The sequence below is a fragment of the Streptomyces sp. NPDC058525 genome, assembly GCF_042719495.1.
In the GTDB taxonomy this organism is placed as follows: Bacteria; Actinomycetota; Actinomycetes; order Streptomycetales; family Streptomycetaceae; genus Streptomyces.
Genome location: NZ_JBHXNP010000007.1, coordinates 1 through 17,328, shown reverse-complemented (window position 1 = coordinate 17,328; position 17,328 = coordinate 1). Strand labels below are relative to the sequence as shown.

Annotated in this window: 16 protein-coding genes; 6 read left to right on the top strand and 10 right to left on the bottom strand. The window is 71.4% G+C overall.

What is annotated here, in order from left to right; translation table 11 throughout:
• Positions 1-3: 3 nt before the first annotated feature.
• Positions 4-1,194, top strand: a complete 1,191-nt coding sequence (locus ACFWP3_RS05635) for a glycosyltransferase (RefSeq protein ID WP_384216505.1) — start codon at positions 4-6, stop codon at positions 1,192-1,194.
• 23 nt (positions 1,195-1,217) lie between these two features.
• Positions 1,218-3,635 carry a galactose oxidase-like domain-containing protein gene (locus ACFWP3_RS05630; RefSeq protein WP_384216503.1) on the top strand — a complete coding sequence of 806 codons (2,418 nt, stop codon included), beginning with the start codon at positions 1,218-1,220 and terminating at the stop codon, positions 3,633-3,635.
• 83 nt (positions 3,636-3,718) lie between these two features.
• On the opposite strand, the gene ACFWP3_RS05625 is transcribed toward ACFWP3_RS05630, so the two are convergent.
• Positions 3,719-4,432 (bottom strand): hemolysin III family protein, encoded by a 714-nt coding sequence (locus ACFWP3_RS05625; protein ID WP_384216501.1) that lies wholly within the window; start codon positions 4,430-4,432, stop codon positions 3,719-3,721.
• Positions 4,433-4,652: 220 nt separating this feature from the next.
• On the opposite strand from ACFWP3_RS05625, the gene ACFWP3_RS05620 reads away from it, so the two are divergent.
• Entirely contained in the window at positions 4,653-6,503 is a 1,851-nt protein-coding gene (locus tag ACFWP3_RS05620) for a phosphoenolpyruvate carboxykinase (GTP) (RefSeq protein ID WP_384216499.1), read from the top strand.
• A gap of 113 nt (positions 6,504-6,616) precedes the next feature.
• On the opposite strand, the gene ACFWP3_RS05615 is transcribed toward ACFWP3_RS05620, so the two are convergent.
• From ACFWP3_RS05615 to ACFWP3_RS05600, 4 genes are all read right to left on the bottom strand, one after another.
• Positions 6,617-7,261, bottom strand: coding sequence for a hypothetical protein (locus ACFWP3_RS05615; protein WP_384216497.1), 645 nt, complete (start codon positions 7,259-7,261; stop codon positions 6,617-6,619).
• Entirely contained in the window at positions 7,248-8,825 is a 1,578-nt protein-coding gene (locus ACFWP3_RS05610) for a substrate-binding domain-containing protein (RefSeq protein WP_384216496.1), read from the bottom strand. The genes ACFWP3_RS05615 and ACFWP3_RS05610 overlap by 14 nt, the downstream gene beginning before the upstream one ends.
• 80 nt (positions 8,826-8,905) lie before the next feature.
• Complete coding sequence (locus ACFWP3_RS05605) at positions 8,906-10,093, bottom strand: toxic anion resistance protein (protein ID WP_384216494.1); 1,188 nt, start codon at positions 10,091-10,093, stop codon at positions 8,906-8,908.
• Positions 10,090-11,181 (bottom strand): hypothetical protein, encoded by a 1,092-nt coding sequence (locus ACFWP3_RS05600; RefSeq protein ID WP_384216492.1) that lies wholly within the window; start codon positions 11,179-11,181, stop codon positions 10,090-10,092. Before ACFWP3_RS05600 ends, ACFWP3_RS05605 begins: the two co-directional genes overlap by 4 nt.
• A gap of 137 nt (positions 11,182-11,318) precedes the next feature.
• Between ACFWP3_RS05600 and ACFWP3_RS05595 the strand changes: the two genes are divergently transcribed.
• On the top strand, positions 11,319-11,783 hold the full coding sequence (locus ACFWP3_RS05595) for a hypothetical protein (protein WP_384216491.1): 465 nt from the start codon (positions 11,319-11,321) through the stop codon (positions 11,781-11,783).
• Between the two features lie 274 nt (positions 11,784-12,057).
• Here ACFWP3_RS05595 and ACFWP3_RS05590 read toward each other — a convergent pair whose 3' ends face one another.
• Both ACFWP3_RS05590 and ACFWP3_RS05585 read right to left on the bottom strand, forming a co-directional pair.
• Positions 12,058-12,453 (bottom strand): hypothetical protein, encoded by a 396-nt coding sequence (locus ACFWP3_RS05590; RefSeq protein WP_384216489.1) that lies wholly within the window; start codon positions 12,451-12,453, stop codon positions 12,058-12,060.
• 125 nt (positions 12,454-12,578) lie between these two features.
• Positions 12,579-13,790, bottom strand: coding sequence for a pyridoxal phosphate-dependent aminotransferase (locus ACFWP3_RS05585; protein WP_384216487.1), 1,212 nt, complete (start codon positions 13,788-13,790; stop codon positions 12,579-12,581).
• Positions 13,791-14,237: 447 nt separating this feature from the next.
• On the opposite strand from ACFWP3_RS05585, the gene ACFWP3_RS05580 reads away from it, so the two are divergent.
• Positions 14,238-14,471 (top strand): hypothetical protein, encoded by a 234-nt coding sequence (locus tag ACFWP3_RS05580; protein WP_384216485.1) that lies wholly within the window; start codon positions 14,238-14,240, stop codon positions 14,469-14,471.
• Positions 14,472-14,550: 79 nt separating this feature from the next.
• Positions 14,551-15,027 carry a macro domain-containing protein gene (locus tag ACFWP3_RS05575; RefSeq protein WP_384216483.1) on the top strand — a complete coding sequence of 159 codons (477 nt, stop codon included), beginning with the start codon at positions 14,551-14,553 and terminating at the stop codon, positions 15,025-15,027.
• A 134-nt stretch (positions 15,028-15,161) separates the two neighbouring features.
• Here the strand turns inward: ACFWP3_RS05575 and ACFWP3_RS05570 are convergent, their stop codons facing one another.
• From ACFWP3_RS05570 to ACFWP3_RS05560, 3 genes are all read right to left on the bottom strand, one after another.
• Entirely contained in the window at positions 15,162-15,638 is a 477-nt protein-coding gene (locus ACFWP3_RS05570) for a nitroreductase/quinone reductase family protein (protein WP_384216481.1), read from the bottom strand.
• A gap of 229 nt (positions 15,639-15,867) precedes the next feature.
• Positions 15,868-16,053, bottom strand: coding sequence for a hypothetical protein (locus ACFWP3_RS05565; RefSeq protein WP_362310556.1), 186 nt, complete (start codon positions 16,051-16,053; stop codon positions 15,868-15,870).
• 123 nt (positions 16,054-16,176) lie between these two features.
• On the bottom strand, positions 16,177-17,187 hold the full coding sequence (locus ACFWP3_RS05560; protein ID WP_384216479.1) for a YdcF family protein: 1,011 nt from the start codon (positions 17,185-17,187) through the stop codon (positions 16,177-16,179).
• Positions 17,188-17,328: the final 141 nt, after the last annotated feature.

Below are 17,328 nucleotides of genomic sequence, written 5' to 3'. Positions count from 1 at the left end.
ACCATGAGCGAGGACCTGTGGTCCCTGCATGCCCCGATCGATCCGGACCTCAGCCTTCCGCAGGCGGTGACCGGCAGCGTCACCCTGATCATCCCGACCTTCAACGAGGCGGGGAACATCGCCGAGCTGCTGCGCCGGCTCGCCGAGGCCCTGCCCGACCCCGAGCACCTGCCCTGCGAGGTGCTCTTCGTGGACGACTCCACGGACGACACCCCGGCCGTCATCGAGAAGGCCGCCGCCGACCACCCCTTCCCGGTGTCCGTCCTGCACCGGGAGACCGCCGAGGGCGGCCTCGGCGGCGCCGTCGTCGAAGGGGTCAAACGGGCCGGCACCGACTGGATCGTCGTCATGGACGCCGACCTCCAGCACCCGCCCCACCTCGTGCCCGAACTCGTCGGCGAGGGCGAGCGCACCGGCGCCGACCTCGTCGTCGCCTCCCGCTACATCAGCGGCGGCAGCCGGGCCGGACTCGCCGGCGGCTACCGCATCGCCGTGTCCCGCGGTGCGACCTGGCTCACCAAGGGGCTCTTCCCGCGCGCCCTGCGCGGCATCAGCGACCCGATGAGCGGCTTCTTCGCGATGCGCCGCTCGGCGGTCACCGCCGAGGCGCTCAAGCCGCTCGGCTACAAGATCCTGCTGGAGCTCGCGGTGCGCTGCCGGCCCGCGAAGGTCGCCGAGGTGCCCTTCGTCTTCCAGGACCGCTACTCCGGCGAGTCGAAGTCCACCGCCCGCGAGGGCCTGCGCTTCCTGGCCCACCTGGCCTCGCTGCGCTCCGCGACCCCGCTGGCCCGGCTGGTCGGCTTCGGCCTGATCGGCCTCACCGGCTTCGTCCCGAACCTGGCCGCGCTCTGGCTGCTCACCCGGGCCGGAATGCACTACCTCCCGGCCGAGATCGTCGCCAACCAGGCCGGCGTCCTGTGGAACTTCCTCCTCATCGAGATCCTGCTGTTCCGCGACCGCCGCCGCCACCGCCACTGGGCGGACCGGATCGGCCGCTTCGCGCTCCTCGCCAACGCCGACCTGCTGCTGCGGATCCCGCTCATCGCGGTGTTCGTCGCCAAGTTCGGCATGGACGTGCTGCCCGCCACCGCCCTCGCGCTGGTCACCACCTTCGTCCTGCGGTTCGCGGCCACCGAAGCGCTCGTCTACCTGCCGCGCACCGCGCGCAAGGCAGGGCGTCACACCAGGAGTTGAGCCGCACAGAAGGGAACCTTTCCATGCGTCTGAAGATCCGGCGGCGGGCCGGGCGGCGGGCCGCCCTGCTGGCCGTCGGGGCGCTGACCGCGGGCCTGCTGCTCACCGCACCCCAGCAGGCCACGGCCGGACCGCCCAATCTGCTCTCCAACCCCGGCTTCGAAACCGCCGGCGCACCCGGCGCCGACATGCCGTCCTGCTGGTCCAAATCGGGCTGGGGCGACAACGACTTCACCTTCGCGACCGTTCCCGACGCGCACAGCGGCACCAAGGCGATGCGGGTCTCGCTCACCCGCCGGGTGGACGGCGACCGCAAGGCCCTGGTCACCGAGAACACCACCTGCGCGCCGGCCGTGGCGCCGGGCAAGCAGTACGACCTGTCGGCCTGGTACAAGTCGAACACCCCGGACGTCTCGGTGACGGTGTTCCGCCGGGAGGCCACGACGGGGACCTGGCAGTACTGGACCGACCTGCAGAATCCGCCGGTCAGTGCCGGATGGGCGCGCACGGAGGTCCGCACGCCCGTCGTCCCGCCGAACACCGACAAGATCGCGTGGGGGCTTTCGGTGTACGGGGTGGGCACGCTCACCACCGACGACTACGCGCTGGAGGAGGTGGGCGCGGCGCCGCCGCAGCCGGCCTGCTCGGGCACGGCGGAGGAGTGCGCCAAGGGCAAGTGGGAGGTGATCCCGGCCAAGAACCCGGTGCGGTCGATGCACGCGGTGGTCCTGAAGAACGGCAAGGTGCTGTTGATCGCGGGCTCGGGCAACGACATCGCCCAGTTCAACGCGGGCACCTTCACCTCGGCCGTCTACGACCCGGCGAACGGATCGTTCCGGACGATCCCGACCCCGGTCGACATGTTCTGCTCGGGCCACGTGCAGCTGTCCGACGGCCGGGTGCTGGTGATGAGCGGCAACAAGGGGTACCCGTCCGCCGACGGCACGATCGGCTACCAGGGGCTGAAGGACTCGTACACCTTCGACCCGTCGACCGAGACGTACACGAGGACGAACGACATGAACGGCGGGCACTGGTACCCGTCGGCGACGATCCTCGGCAACGGTGACGTGATCTCCTTCGGCGGCCTGAAAGAGGACTCGACGGGCAACGTGACGGCGGAGAAGTTCTCGGCCGCGCAGCACAAGTGGCTGCCGATGAACGAGGTCAACCAGACCTGGTCGTACTGGGGCCTGTACCCGTCCATGATCCTCATGCAGGACGGGCGGCTGTTCTACTCGGGCAGCCACACCTTCGGCAACGGCACCCCGGGCACGGGCGCGTCGATCTACGACTACGACGCCAACACCATCACCGACGTGCCGGGCCTGCGCAGCAAGGACCAGCGCGACGAGTCGGCGAGCGTGCTGCTGCCCCCGGCGCAGGACCAGCGGGTCCTGACCATCGGCGGCGGCAACAACGAGACCAACCCGGCGGCGAACCGGATCACCGACATCATCGACCTGAAGCAGCCGAGCCCCGCCTACACGGCGGGCCCCGACATCCCGCTGGGCCTGGTGGACACCGGAACCGGCAAGCGGCCGCAGACCGGGGCCGAGGGCAAGATGTACGCCTCGGCCGTGCTGCTGCCCGACGGCAAGGTGCTGGAGACCGGCGGCGGGCTGCACGACCGGGCCGACCCGGTGTTCGAGGCCTCGTTCTTCGACCCGGCGACCAACACCTACCAGGCGGGCCTGGCCACCGACCCGATCCCGCGGACCTACCACTCGGCGTCGTTCCTGATGCCCGACGGCCGGGTCATGTCGGTGGGCGACAACCCGGGCAACGGCACCTACAACCACAACGTGTCGATCTACACCCCGCCGTACCTGTTCAAGGGCCCGCGCCCGCAGATCACCTCGGTGATCGACACGCGCTGGGTGTACGGGGACACGCAGCGGATCACCGTGAACCGGCCGATCGCCAAGGCGGAGCTGATCCGTCCGGCCGCGGTCACGCACTCCTCCGACCCCAACCAGCGGTTCGTGGACCTGCCCATGACGGTCGACGGCAACAACATCGACCTGAACGTCACCAGCAACCCGAACCTGGCGCCGCCCGGCTGGTACATGCTCTTCGCGGTCGACGCGAACGGCGTCCCGTCGATCGCGACCTGGGTGCACCTGGGCGGGCCCTCGGCCCTGGCGGCGACGGCGGAGCCGCCGTCCGCGCACGAGCACACCTTCGCGAACAAGCTCGGGCCCCCGAAGCCGAACCCGGCCAAGCGGGACTCCGTACCCGTGGCCCCGACCGTGGCCGGCTGCGACCGGCACTACGGGACGGCCAGCGTGTGCGTCCCGACCCGCTTCCCGGCCGAGGTGAAGGAGACGACGAAGGCCCGCTGCGACTGGCTGGCCGCCCACCAGTACCCCAAGCGCATGAAGGTCAACGGCAGCGACCCGCTGCGCCTGGACCAGGACCGCGACGGCTACACCTGCTGACGCGGGCCGCCGAGACGGCGGGGCCCGGCCGCACACGGCGGCCGGGCCCCGTCCCGCGGCCCGGGTGACCGGGCCGTCCGCCGTCAGTGCTGGTAGGCGGCGAGCGAGATGCCCACGTAGTGGGCCACGAACGCCGCGAGGGTCAGGGAGTGGAAGACCTCGTGGAAGCCGAAGAAGCGGGGGGAGGGGTTGGGGCGCTTCATGCCGTAGATGACCCCTCCCACGCTGTAGAGCAGGCCGCCGACGATCACCAGGACCAGTACGGCGATGCCGCCGGTGCGCATGAAGTCGGGGAGGAAGAAGACGGCCGCCCAGCCCATGGCGATGTAGCAGGGCGTGTACAGCCAGCGCGGGGCGCCGACCCAGAAGACCCGGAAGGCGATGCCGGCCGCGGCCGCGATCCACACCGCCCACAGCAGCGTGCGCCCGGTGGAGGGCGGGAGCAGCAGGACGGTCAGCGGGGTGTAGGTCCCCGCGATGATCAGGAAGATGTTGGCGTGGTCGAGCCGCCGCAGGATGGCCTCGCCCCGCGGGCCCCAGGTGCCGCGGTGGTAGACCGCGCTGACGCCGAAGAGCAGGCAGGCCGTGAGGATGTAGACCCCGCAGGCCACGCGGGCCCGCGTCGAGTCGGTGAAGGCCATCAGCACCAGGCCCGCGACCACCACGGCGGGGAACATCCCGAGGTGCAGCCAGCCGCGCATGAGCGGCTTCTCCTCCAGGGCGGTCTCGGCCGCCTCCAGGGCCTGGACGACCGGCGAGGCATCGGCGGCCGGGACGGCGGCGGCGTCAGAAGTCATGCCCGCCATGCTACCTACGGGTCCGTAGGTTTCCGTTAGTCCTCTTTACGGAAGATTGACGGACGTGGCGATGCTCACGTGAGAGGCCCCCTGGACATATGCGCACATGCACCGGATGATCAGATGAGTGCGGTCGACACCGGATGAGCGGAGCGCGAAGCGTCCGGGTCGCAGCCCCCACGGGGCCTACACCAAACAAACCCCTCAACAAGGAGCAATCGTGGCGCGCGACAACGCGGCTCCCACTTCCATCCCGACGACGCACCAGGAGCTGATCTCCTGGGTGGACGAGATCGCAGCCCTCACGCAGCCGGACCGCGTCGTCTGGTGCGACGGCTCCGAGGCCGAGTACGAGCGCCTGTGCGAGGAGCTCGTCGCCAAGGGAACGTTCAAGAAGCTCGACGAGACGAAGCGCCCGAACTCGTACTACGCCGCCTCCGACCCCTCCGACGTCGCGCGCGTCGAGGACCGGACCTTCATCTGCTCCGAGAAGGAGGAGGACGCGGGCCCGACCAACCACTGGAAGGCCCCTTCCGAGATGAAGGCGATCTTCGCGGGGGACCAGGGCATCTTCCGCGGCTCCATGAAGGGCCGGACGATGTACGTCGTCCCCTTCTGCATGGGCCCCCTCGGCTCCGAGCTCTCCGCGATCGGCGTCGAGATCACCGACTCCGCCTACGTCGCCGTCGCGATGCGCACCATGACCCGCATGGGCAAGGCCGTCCTCGACGAGCTCGGCACCGACGGCTTCTTCGTCAAGGCCGTCCACACCCTCGGCGCCCCCCTGGAAGAGGGCCAGGCGGACGTGCCGTGGCCGTGCAACACCACCAAGTACATCTCGCACTTCCCCGAGAGCCGCGAGATCTGGTCCTACGGATCCGGCTACGGCGGCAACGCCCTGCTCGGCAAGAAGTGCTACGCCCTGCGCATCGCGTCCGTCATGGCCCGCGACGAGGGCTGGCTCGCCGAGCACATGCTGATCCTCAAGCTCACCCCGCCGGCCGGCGAGGGCGACGCGAAGTACATCGCCGCCGCCTTCCCCTCCGCCTGCGGCAAGACGAACCTCGCCATGCTCGAGCCCACGATCCCCGGCTGGACCGTCGAGACCGTCGGCGACGACATCGCCTGGATGCGCTTCGGCGAGGACGGCCACCTGTACGCGATCAACCCCGAGGCCGGCTTCTTCGGCGTCGCCCCCGGCACCGGCGAGCACACCAACGCCAACGCCATGAAGACCATGTACGCCAACACCGTCTTCACCAACGTCGCGCTCACCCCGGACGGCTCCGACGTGTGGTGGGAGGGCATGACCGAAGAGGCGCCCGCGCACCTCATCGACTGGAAGGGCAACGCCTGGACCCCGGAGTCCGCCCAGACAGAAAATGGATACAGCCCGGCCGCCCACCCCAACGCCCGCTTCGCCGTCCCCGCCGCCCAGTGCCCGACGATCGCCCCCGAGTGGGAGGACCCCAAGGGCGTCCCGATCTCCGCGATCCTCTTCGGCGGCCGCCGCGCCTCCGCCGTCCCGCTGGTCACCGAGTCCTTCGACTGGAACCACGGCGTCTTCATCGGCTCGAACATCGCCTCCGAGAAGACCGCCGCCGCCGAGGGCAAGGTCGGCGAACTGCGCCGCGACCCCTTCGCCATGCTGCCGTTCTGCGGCTACAACATGGGCGACTACATGGGGCACTGGGTCAAGGTCGGAGCCGACAAGGACCAGGCGAAGCTCCCGAAGATCTACTACGTGAACTGGTTCCGCAAGAACGACGCCGGCAAGTTCGTGTGGCCCGGCTTCGGCGAGAACAGCCGCGTCCTGAAGTGGATCGTCGGCCGCCTCGACGGCACCGCCGAGGGCGTCGAGACCCCCATCGGCATCCTGCCGACCAAGGACTCCCTCGACCTCGACGGCCTGGACCTCCCGGCCGCCGACCTCGACTTCCTCCTCACCGTCGACAAGGAGGTCTGGCGCGAGGAGGCCGCCCTGGTCCCCGAGCACCTGAACACCTACGGCGACCACACCCCCAAGGAGCTGTGGGACCAGTACCACGCGCTCGTGGAGCGCCTGGGCTAGCCGGGCCGCGCCCTGAACAAGGGCGCCGAAGAACGTGGGAGCCCCCGACCAAGCGGCGTCCCACCGCTGTGGGAGCCCCCGACCAAGCGGTTCCCACCGCAGCACATGACCTGTCAGGAGCGTCCGCGCTCCTCCAGGTAGGTCGTGTGCGTCTGCTGACGGCGGGCCTCTGCTTCACGGAGGCCCGCCGTCACTCGTTCCGCCTCGCCGTACAGGACCGACAGCTGCCGCTCCAGGTGCCGCTCCGGCGACTCCCCGCCCGGCGTCAGCCGCGTCCACCAGCGCGTCCGGTTGTACGTGTCCACGCACTCCGGCACGTCCAGCCGGATCGCCCGAGACAGCGAATGCACCGCCTCCGGATCCGCCGCCAGGGCATCGGCCACCCACCCCGGATCGAGCAGGGCCGCGTACAGCTCCACCAGCTCGGCCAGCTTCCCCCCGGCCGCCGGCGGCAGCTCCACCTCCGCCAGGTACTCGCGCAGCCGCCCGAAGTCCTCCCGTACGAGGCCCAACTGCTCGGCGGCATCCGGATACAGCGGCGGAGCCACCGTCTCCGGCGGGGCGATCAGCGCACCCGCCCCGTACAGCCCCGCCACCACCACCGGCCAGTACGAGCCGCCCACCCCGGCGAGCCCCAGACCCAGCCCGGCCACCCCGCACGCCGAACCGGCCAGGTTCTTCTTCGACTCCAGATACGTCACGAAGCGCGCACCCAGCGCCTTGCCCGCGGCCGCGCCGGCGGCCCTATTGGTAGCCACGGATCTCCTCGAAGGCTCCGTTCAGCGAACCGGTCCCGCCCGTGGCGTCGAAGAGCCGCCCGCCGGTCAGTTCGGTGATGTGGGTCAGTTCCTTGCGGTCCGAATCGCCGAACAGCACCGCGAACACCGGGGTGCGCTTGCGGTCCTCGGGCAGCGCGGCGTAGAAGGAGTCGAAGTGCCGCGCCCCCACACCCTCCGTGTTCTGGCCGTCCGTCATCAGCACGATCGAGGTGAACGCGTCCCCGCCGCCCTTGCCGAGCTGCTCGTACGCCGCCTCCAGACTGCTGTAGATCGCCGTACCCCCCTCCGGCTCCAGCGCCTTCACATCACCCCGGATCCCGTCCAGGGCCGGACCCGGATTACCGGGCTCCACCACATGCGTCCGTACCTTCTTCACCTTGGACCCGAACGGCAGGAGCGTCACCTCCTCGCGGTCCCTGAACCGCTCACCCGTCCCCGAACTCCCCGTCCCCGTCAGCTCCGTGAGCGCCGCCTTCAGCCGCCCGATCCGGTCCTCCTCGGACATCGACCCCGAGGTGTCCAGCACGTACACCGTCCGCGACGGCCGGCGCAGCTCGTTCTCGTACGAGGCCAGCAGCCCGTCCGCGACCGCCGGCGAACCCGGGAACGGCAGCTCGCGCCGCTTGTCCGCACCCAGCCCCGCAGCCGGCGCCACCCCCGCCGCGACCGGCCGGCGGAAGGTCTTCTCCGTGATCGCCCGCTGCGCCTGGGCACCGCGCAGGTACTCCGTCAGCGCCCGGCCCGACTCGCGGGCCCCGGCCGGGGCCGAGGTCAGCAGGGTCAGCGGATAGTGCGCGGTGACCACACCGTCGCGCGGCCGGATCACCGTCAGCGGGGACTTCGCGTCCCGGTTCACCGACAGCAGCACCGACTCGTAGTTCACCAGCGCGTCCACGTCCACCCGCTGGGCATAGGCGGTGGCCAGCCAGCCCGAGGAGCCCGAGGTCAGCCGCTGCCCGGCGAAGAACTCCTTCAGCCGCGGCGCCGCCGCCTTCACGTCCGCGTCCGCCAGCGCCGCCTGCGCGCCCGACAGCCCCGACGCCACCGAGACCAGCGCGGAGAAACCGGAGTTGGAACGCACCGGGTCGGTCATCCCGTACGTGAGCTTCCCGCCGGTGACCGCCTCGTGCACCGCCGACCACGTCACGTCCTCGGGCTTCCAGCCGAGCCGCGCCAGCGCCTCCGGCCGCACGCCGAGGGCCACGGGCGAGGACATCACCGGGGTCTCGTTGGCGAGCTTCCCCGCGGCCTCGGGACGCAGCCGCAGATAGTCGTTCGACGACAGCCAGATCGCGTCGTACGTCCCGTCGGCCTTCCCCGACGCCACCTGCTCGGCGGCGTCCAGCGTGCCGGACCAGGTCAGCTCCACCGTGACCCCGGTCGCCTCCCTGGCCTCGTCCAGCACCGGCTGCATATCGGCCAGCTCACTGGAGGCCAGCACCCGCAAGGTGCCCTCCTTGTACGCCGTCGGCTTCGGACCGTCGGGCGCGTCGGCGGTGCAAGCCGTCGCGGCCGCGAGCACAGCGAGGGCGAGGCCCGCCATCCACCCTCGCCGAGCACCATTCGGCCTGGCCGGCGCGGGGTCCGGGGCGGAGCCCCGGTTCCGACCCGGCTCGCGCCCGCTCACCGGGCACCGCCCTCGAGCGCACTGACACTCCGCGTCCGCGCCAGGTACGCCGACGCGGTCTGCAGCTCCCCCGTCAGCGACTCCACCGTCGCGGCCATGTTCTCCGTGGCCTGCACCTTGAAGGTGTCGATCGCGTCGAGCGTCCGGTAGATCTGCGCGAACGCCGTCCGCAAGGTCTCCGCCCCCACCGCGGGATCGGCCGCGATCCGCTGGATCTCGCCGCTCTGCGTCGACAGCATCTGCGCGTTCCCCCGGATCAGGTCCTCCGTCGTGTCCCGCAGGGTGTTGACCTGCTCGACCACCTTGCGCTGGTTGTCGAGGGCCGACGCCAGCATCACGGCGATCCGCAACGCGGACACCGTGGTGGTCGCGGCCCGGTCGACGCCCTTGATCAGCTCTTCGTTGTTGCGCCGGACCACGTCCATCGCCAGGTAGCCCTGCGCGCACACGGCCAGCTGCGTCAGCAGGTCCTGGTGCTTCTGCCGGACCGGGAAGAGCATGTCCGCGCGCAGCGCGTCCGCCCCTTGCGGATCGGAGCGCTCCGCCTCGGCGATCCGCTGCTCCACGGCCGAGTCCAGGGCCTCGGTGAGGACCGCGTACTCCTGGAGCTTGCCCATGGTCTCCCACAGGCGCGCCCGCTCGGTGTGCAGGGCCGCGTTGTCACGGCGCAGCTCGTCCTGCCCGCTGCGCAGCGCGCCCACGATCCGGTTCAAGGTCGCCTGCGAGGAGGCGTACTTGGCCACGTGGTCGCGGAACCTGTTGCAGCCCGGCAGCTTCGAGATCAGCTTGCCGAAGCCCTTCGCGGGCGTGTCGCGCGGGTCGAGGTCCTCCACCGTGCGGCGCAGTTCGACGAGCGAGCCGGCGACCCGGGCCTGGGCGTCGCCGCCGCCGTCGGAGCCCAGCGAGCGCACGGCCCGGTCCAGCATCCGGTTGGACTGCTGGGCGGCGGAGCGGATGTCGGCCGAACCGAGCCCCGCGATCTCCCCGATGCGCTGCGCGAACTCGGGGGAGCGGGCGTCGATCCCGGCGAGCGAGCCGACGTACTCCCCGGCCCGGCGGGCCATTTCCTCGCGTACCCCGTCCTGGAGCGGTACGAGTCCCGAGGCCTGCTCCTTGCGGACGGGGGCGACGGGCTCGGGCGCGGTGAGGACGAGCGGGGAGTCCTCCGGAGGTGTCAGTGTCACGGTGTGTCCCCCTGCCCCTTGGCGCGGTCGGCCAGCGCCATCAGGATCTTGACGGTCGGTGTGCCGACCTGGCGGATGCCGGTCAGCGCGGGGTTGAGGTAGGCGGCGTGCGGGGCGGTCGCGGCGGTGAACTCCGGCACGCCGTCCTGCGGGCGGAACCCGTGCCGCAGGACCAGCTCGCGCAGCTTCGGGTCGGTCGCGAGGAGCGTGCCGAGCTCCGCCGCCTTCTCGCCGAGCGGTACGAAGGTGTGCGCGGTGTTGACCGTGGTGTCCGGGTAGAGCACCACCATGTCGCCGGGATCCTGCTTCTGCAGCAGGAGGGCCGCCACCTGGGACTCGTAGACCAGGATGAGCGGTTCGCCGCTGCCGCTGATGAAGGCCCGGAACGGGTCGTCGGTGCTCGGCTCCAGCGCGCCCTGTACGGAGATCAGCTTGCGCAGCAGGGGCGCGGTGCGGGCGACCCCGGCGTCGTCGGAGACGATGTTGCCGCCGTTCGCCACGTTGGAGGCGGCGGCGAGGAACAGGGCGCCGGAGTTCGAGGTGGACGGGTCGGTGGTCTTGATGAACACCGTGCCGGTCAGCTCGGCGTGGGCGGCGGAGCCGGGCAGCTGCTGCCAGGTGCGGTCCTCGCCGGCCGCCTTGAGGAAGGCGCCCATCAGGAGGGTCCCGGAGCTCTTGCCGGTCATCTTCGCGAGGCCGTTGTCGGACAGCACCTTGGCCGCGTTGGAGCGGGCGATGACGACGAGCGGGGAGTAGAAGGTCTTGGTCTGCCGGGAGCCCTTGACCCCGGCGGCGGCCTCGACCTCCTTGGCGGGCTCACTGCTGCTGGGGAAGGCGAAGTCGAACTCCTTGAGGGCGAGCTGGTCCATCGCCCAGGAGCCCGAGGTCTCCGTCTTCACGGTGTAGCCCTTGGCGGCAAGGGCCTTGGCGACGTCCGGGTCTCGGAAGAATTCGGACTTCTCCGAGCCGATGACGCCACGCACGGTCTTCGTTGCCGGCGTTTCTGGGTCCTGCCCGTTCACGAGGGCGACTGCTGCGACGCCGCCGATCAGGAGGAGGCCCAGGACGATTCCCAGGATGCGTCTCACGGGTGCAGCCTGCTCGCGGAAACCCACATTCCGCGCGGAGTTGAATGAACGTCAGGTGTCCAGGCGGTCCCACTTCGAAATGCTGTGTGGGCTCGTGGGTGCTGGTGGGAGGGGCGGCCGCCCGGGAGGATCTGGGCATGGGCGTGAGCGCGAGCGCGTTGAAGTGGCAGGGCTGGCTGGTCGGCCTGGTGGCACTGGCCGGACTCCTGGTGTTCGCCCCGCTGGGGCTGTACGTGTGGGCCAGCGGCGGCCCGTCCCCCCACGAGGCGGCGGAGGCGGCGGTCGAGCCGGAGGCGCGCGTCACCGCCTGCCGCGTCGATCCGGCCAGCCGGCGGGTGGCGGCGACGGTGGAGGTGACCGGGCACGGCTCGTACGTCGTCACGGTGGAGTTCCGCGACCGGGAGCACCCGGGCCCGGGCACGCGCGCCGCGCAGGCCCTGGTCAAGGTCCCGGGCGTGCTGCCGGGGGCGGCGGAACGCGCCGAGGCGGTGGGCCCGGTCTGGCCGGTGGCGACGGTCCCGTGGTGCGGGGTCGCCGACGCGGTCCGGGCGGTGGAGGGTTCCGGGGCTCCGGGGGCGTCGGCGGGGCGCGGCGGACCCTGACGGGCGGGGGCGGCCGGGGCGGGCCGCCGGGGTGCGGCGGGCTGGGAGTGGCCTGGTGGGTGCGACGGGCTGGGCGCGGCCCGCGGGCTGCGGCGGGCTGGGAGTGGCCCGCGGGGTGCGGGGTGCGGCGGGCTGGGAGGGGCCTGGTGGGTGTGGGCCGGTGGGTGAGGCCCGGGGGTGCGGCCGCCGCGCAGGGCCGGGTTTCGTCCGCCGAGCCCCCCCGCAGGGGTCGTGGCGCCCGGTCCGGAGCCTCCGCGGCCCCGGACCGGGGCCGTCAGAGGGCGCCGGCCAGGTCCTGGGACGTGAGGGCGGCGGCGTGCGCGTCCATGCGCTCGGCGGCGAGGATCGCGACGGTGGTGTCGGCGCGGGACGCGGCGACGAGGAGGGCGCGGGCCGCGAGGTCGTGCGCGCGCTGGTGCAGGTGCGTGCTGTCCGCGGCCTCGTCCGACCGGTGCGCGCGGGCCGGCTGGGCCCCGCGCAGCCGCGCGACCTGCGTGGCGATGCGGGCGGCGGCCTCGTCGAGGCCGAGCTCGTCGGTGACGGCGAGCAGGGCCGCGAGGTGCCCGGCGAGCTGCACGTCCAGGGCTTCGCTGCGGCTGCGGTGCGGGTAGTCGACGGTGGCGGCGCCCATGCGGTGGACGACCGACTTGGTGCGGCTCGGCTCGTACATGAGGTGGCCTCCTGCCAGGGTCAGGAGACCATCCTACATTGGAATCGTTCTAAAGTTGAGCTGGATCCTGGAGCTGCTCGAGCGCGGCACCGGGACCAGGGGGTATGGCCGGAGGCCGGGGCCCCTTAGGGCTGGCCGTAGCCGTCGAGGAAGTTCCCGATCCGGGTGACCGCGTCCCCCAGGTCCTTGGCGTTCGGGAGCGTCACGATCCGGAAGTGGTCGGGCTCGGGCCAGTTGAAGCCCGTACCGTGCACCACCATGATCTTCTCGGCCCGCAGCAGGTCGAGGACCATCTGCCGGTCGTCCTTGATCTTGTAGACGGCGGGGTCGAGCTTCGGGAAGAGGTACAGCGCGCCCTTGGGCTTCACGCAGGTGATGCCGGGGATCTGCGTCAGCAGCTCGTAGGCCGTGTCGCGCTGCTCCAGCAGTCGCCCGCCCGGAAGCACCAGGTCGTCGATCGACTGCCGGCCGCCGAGGGCGGTCGCCACGGCGTGCTGCGAGGGCATGTTCGCGCACAGCCGCATGTTGGCCAGGATCGTCAGGCCCTCGATGTACGACGAGGCGTGCTTCTTGGGGCCGCAGACCGCCATCCAGCCGGCGCGGTAGCCGGCGACGCGGTAGTTCTTGGACAGCCCGTTGAAGGTCAGGGTGAGCAGGTCCGGCGCGATGGCGGCGGTGTTGGTGTGGGTCGCTCCGCCGTACAGGATCCGGTCGTAGATCTCGTCCGAGCAGACGACCAGGTTGTGGCGGCGCGCGATGTCCGTGAGCCCGCGCAGCATCTCGTCGTCGTAGACGGCGCCGGTCGGGTTGTTCGGGTTGATGATCACGATGGCGCGGGTGCGGTCGGTGACCTTGCGCTCGATGTCGGCGAGGTCCGGCATCCAGTCGGCCTGCTCGTCGCAGCGGTAGTGCACGGCCGTGCCGCCGGCGAGCGAGACGGAGGCGGTCCACAGCGGGTAGTCCGGCGCGGGGACGAGGACCTCGTCACCGTCGTCGAGCAGGGCCTGCATCGACATCTGGATCAGCTCGGAAACGCCGTTGCCGAGGTAGATGTCCTCGACGTCCAGGTCGATGCCCTTGGTCTGGTAGTGCTGCATGACCGCGCGGCGCGCGGAGAGCAGCCCCTTCGCGTCCCCGTAGCCGTGGGCGTTGCCCAGGTTGCGGAGCATGTCCTCAAGGATCTCCGGCGGGCACTCGAAGCCGAAGGCCGCGGGGTTGCCGGTGTTGAGCTTGAGGATGCGATGACCTGCTGCTTCGAGCCGCATCGCCTCTTCGAGCACGGGGCCGCGGATCTCGTAGCAGACATTGGCGAGTTTCGTTGACTGGATCACCTGCATGACGGGAGCTTACGGGCCCGGGGGCGGGCGTGGCGCGCCATTTGGGCGGGCGGGGCGGGGAGTGATATGTCCCGTTTCGGGCAATGCCCGGGTGCCGATGCGGTCCACCCTTGGAATCCGGGGCCGCGGTCGCGTCCGAACCTGCGGAATGGGTGAGGCCCGGGCCGCCGGGAGGCCGGCGGTGTTGCGCTCGTCACGGTGATGGGCGCTGACCATGGGGTTGCCGGGCGGGGGATGGGGGCGGGGCTGGGGACGGGGCTGGGTCAGGAGGCTGAGTACGGGGGCTGAGTACGGGGGCTGAGTACGCGGGCTCATGTGGCGGGCCGGTGGTGGGGGAGAGGGTGGGGAGGGGGCGCGGATGCGGATCAGGAACGGCGGCCACCGAGTGGCGAGTGGCGAGTGGCGAGTGGCGAGTGGCGAGGGTGAAGCGGTGAGGAGCGTGGGTCAATGGAGTTCGTAGTCGGTGACATGGCGATCACCACGGTCGGCCTGGACGGCGACGACCGGGCGATCGAATTCCTGGTCTCCGGCCCGACGGGCACGGACCAGGGCTGCTTCGCCATCCACCGCGAGCACGGCCAAGGCTGGGAAACGGCCCGCCTCACGATCCCCCCACAGGCGGGCAGCGTCCCGGTGGCGGCGGTGGAATGGGCGGTGGAATTCGCCCGGGAGTACCTCTGAGGGGCGGGCGGGGGAATCAGGCCCTTCAGTCCCCGAAGCCCAACCCTCCCTGCCAGTGGTCCCGCGTATCTTTTCGGGTATGAAGCCGATCAGGGTCATCGCCGGGGATGCGACGAGTCCGCAGGCCAAGGGGCCCAAGGTGATTGCGCATGTCTGCAATGACATCGGGGGCTGGGGCAAGGGGTTCGTGGTAGCCCTGTCGCGGCGGTGGGCGGAGCCGGAGGCTGAGTATCGGGCCTGGCATCGGGGGCGCAGCGGGAACGACTTCGGGCTGGGGGCCGTGCAGGTGGTGCGGGTGATGCCCGACGTGTGGGTGGCCAACATGGTCGGTCAGCGGGGGATACGCACCGGGAGCGCGGGTCCGCCGATCCGGTACGACGCCGTTGCGCGCTGCCTCGCCGCGTTGGCCGATCACGCCGTCGAGTTGGGCGCCGGGGTGCACATGCCGCGCATCGGGTGCGGGCTGGCCGGCGGGAAGTGGTCACGCATCGAGCCGCTCATCACCGACGCCCTGTGCGCGCGAGACGTGGAGGTCACCGTCTATGACCGCGTATGACCGCGCGTGACGTCCGGGACGGTGACGGTGACGGTGATGACGGTGACGGTGCCAGCGCCGGTATCGGCGCCGGCCCCGGCATCGGCACCACCCCACCGCCGACCTAACCCCCCGCCGGCTGGCATCGCCCCCCGCTAGTGGTCGTAGTGGCCCGGCCAACCGTTTCTGCTGTCGATGATCACCAGCGGGATCACGCGGGGGGCCGCCGCGGCCTGGTCGTCTTCGAAGGCCGGCCACAGGCCCGTCATCATCTCCCAGTACGTCTCCCGCTCCACCGGCGTCGCCGTGCGCGCCGCCGCGCGCGAGACGGTGGCGCCGACCTGGACGCGGACCTCCGGGTCCGCGGTGAGGTTGCCGTACCAGGCCGGGTGCTCGGGGGCGCCGTACGCGGCGGCCACCACGATCAGGCGGTCCGCGTCCTCGCCGTAGATCAGCGGCGTGCGGACCGGGCGGCCGGTGGCGCGGTCGATCGTGGTGAGCAGCAGGGTGGGCACCCCGTGCCACAGGTGTCCGTCGGCGCCCGCCGTGCTGACGTACGCGCGGACGTGGTCCAGCCGCGGGCCGGGGCGTGGGTCCGTGGGGTGGTCCCAGTCGACATCGAGAGCTTGCATTCACCTGTCCTTAGGGTCGAGGCCCCCGGACCGCTAACGAGCATTCATCAAGTCTGGATGCGGTCCGGCCCGGCCGCACCCCGGCCGCACCCCGTACGTGCCCCTGTACGCACCCCCGTACGCAGACGACCCCGGCCCGAGGGGCGACCTCGGGCCGGGGCGTCAGCAGCGCCTTGTACGGCCCACGCGCGCGCACGACCTGCGGCGCGTGCACCGCGCGTACGGAGCGTTACGGCAGGTACCGCTCGATGACCTGCGGGCCCTCCTTCTCGATGAGCTGGCGTGCCTTCTCGATCCGCTCCGGAGTCGGGTCGTGGCCGGTCGCCATCACGAGGTCCTCGGGGTCGTACGGTCGCTCCCCGCCCGTGAAGAGCCGGTCCGACCGTGTGGGCTGCTGGTCCGATTCACTGTCCATCGCGTACCTCCTCCGGTGTCCCCCGGTGTCCCCCGGTATTCCCTGGCCCCATCCTCCGGCGGCAGCTCCATGAACGCACGTTGACCCGAACGGCCGACGTCAGAGCCGAGAGGGCCCGACCCGTCAGGCGATGATCGTCGCCACGGAGCCGAGGGCGACCAGCAGGCCGCAGATCCACAGGTTCACGGCCCTGTGCTCCCAGAACACCGCGACGAATTCGCGGATCGTGGCGCTCGGCCAGAAGTACCTCGCCGTCGGCGAGCCCAGCACCTGCCCGTTCACCCCGGCCTTCCGGGCCATCATCGCCGCGCGGAAGGCGTGGAAGTTGTTGGTGACGACCACGCACCGGTAGCCCGGGTCGTCGGTCAGCATCAGCTCCCGGGAGAAGAGCATGTTCTCCTCCGTCGTCCGCGACCGGTCCTCCAGCCGGACGTGCTCCGCCGGAACCCCGCCCTCCGCGATCAGCCAGTCCGCCATCGCCCGCGCCTCGGAGACCCGCTCGTCCGAGCCCTTGCCGCCCGAGACCAGCAGCACCGGCGGCCGGCTGCCCCGGGCCAGCTGGGCCTCGTAGATCTCCTGGCCCTTGCGCAGCCGCGAGGCCAGCAGCGGCGGCACCCGGTCGCCGCCGACCAGGCCCGAGCCCAGCATCACCACGTGGTCGACGTCGCCGCGCACCTTGATCCGCCCGTACAGGTAGGCGTACCCGAGGAAGCACATGAAGACGAAGGAGACGTAGGCGACGACCAGGGTGAGGGTCGCCGCGATGCCGTGCGCCACCGTGGAGCCGTACCGGCCCACGAGGAGCAGCAGCGCGATCATCCCGAAGATGCCGAGCCCCGCCGCCATCGACAGCAGGTTGGGCGGGCGGGCGCCCTCCTTGCGGACCATCGTCAGGCCGTTCGCGACGAGGAAGACGCCGAGCGCCAGGATGCCGAGCGTGGGGACCGCGAAGACGAGCACGAGCACCGGCACGGCCAGCCACTGCGGCAGCGCGGGCAACTGGAGGAGCAGGGCGAAGGAGGAGGTGATGAAGGTCAGGCCGAACAGCACTGCGTTGCGGAAGCGGCGGCGGTCCTTGCGGGCGCTTATGCAGAAGGTGAGGAAGAACAGGGCGGCGAGGGCGAAGGCGACCATCGGTTCATCGTAAATGTCCCGGTCGCGGGGGTGGCCGCGTCTGCCGTCGACGGCAGACGCGGGGCCCCGGGGGGGGCGCGGGCGCGGCCCCGGAGGGTAATAACAACAACCACCCCCCCAAACCAAACCCGCATAGGGATT

Coding starts and splice junctions, on each gene's coding strand:
- ACFWP3_RS05585 (WP_384216487.1), bottom strand. CDS start 13,790: ATGCAGGTGATCCAGTCAACGAAACTCGCCAATGTCTGCTACGAGATC.
- ACFWP3_RS05630 (WP_384216503.1), top strand. CDS start 1,218: ATGCGTCTGAAGATCCGGCGGCGGGCCGGGCGGCGGGCCGCCCTGCTG.
- ACFWP3_RS05625 (WP_384216501.1), bottom strand. CDS start 4,432: ATGACTTCTGACGCCGCCGCCGTCCCGGCCGCCGATGCCTCGCCGGTC.
- ACFWP3_RS05570 (WP_384216481.1), bottom strand. CDS start 15,638: ATGCAAGCTCTCGATGTCGACTGGGACCACCCCACGGACCCACGCCCC.
- ACFWP3_RS05595 (WP_384216491.1), top strand. CDS start 11,319: ATGGGCGTGAGCGCGAGCGCGTTGAAGTGGCAGGGCTGGCTGGTCGGC.
- ACFWP3_RS05610 (WP_384216496.1), bottom strand. CDS start 8,825: ATGGCGGGCCTCGCCCTCGCTGTGCTCGCGGCCGCGACGGCTTGCACC.
- ACFWP3_RS05635 (WP_384216505.1), top strand. CDS start 4: ATGAGCGAGGACCTGTGGTCCCTGCATGCCCCGATCGATCCGGACCTC.
- ACFWP3_RS05560 (WP_384216479.1), bottom strand. CDS start 17,187: ATGGTCGCCTTCGCCCTCGCCGCCCTGTTCTTCCTCACCTTCTGCATA.
- ACFWP3_RS05565 (WP_362310556.1), bottom strand. CDS start 16,053: ATGGACAGTGAATCGGACCAGCAGCCCACACGGTCGGACCGGCTCTTC.
- ACFWP3_RS05575 (WP_384216483.1), top strand. CDS start 14,551: ATGAAGCCGATCAGGGTCATCGCCGGGGATGCGACGAGTCCGCAGGCC.
- ACFWP3_RS05580 (WP_384216485.1), top strand. CDS start 14,238: ATGGAGTTCGTAGTCGGTGACATGGCGATCACCACGGTCGGCCTGGAC.
- ACFWP3_RS05590 (WP_384216489.1), bottom strand. CDS start 12,453: ATGTACGAGCCGAGCCGCACCAAGTCGGTCGTCCACCGCATGGGCGCC.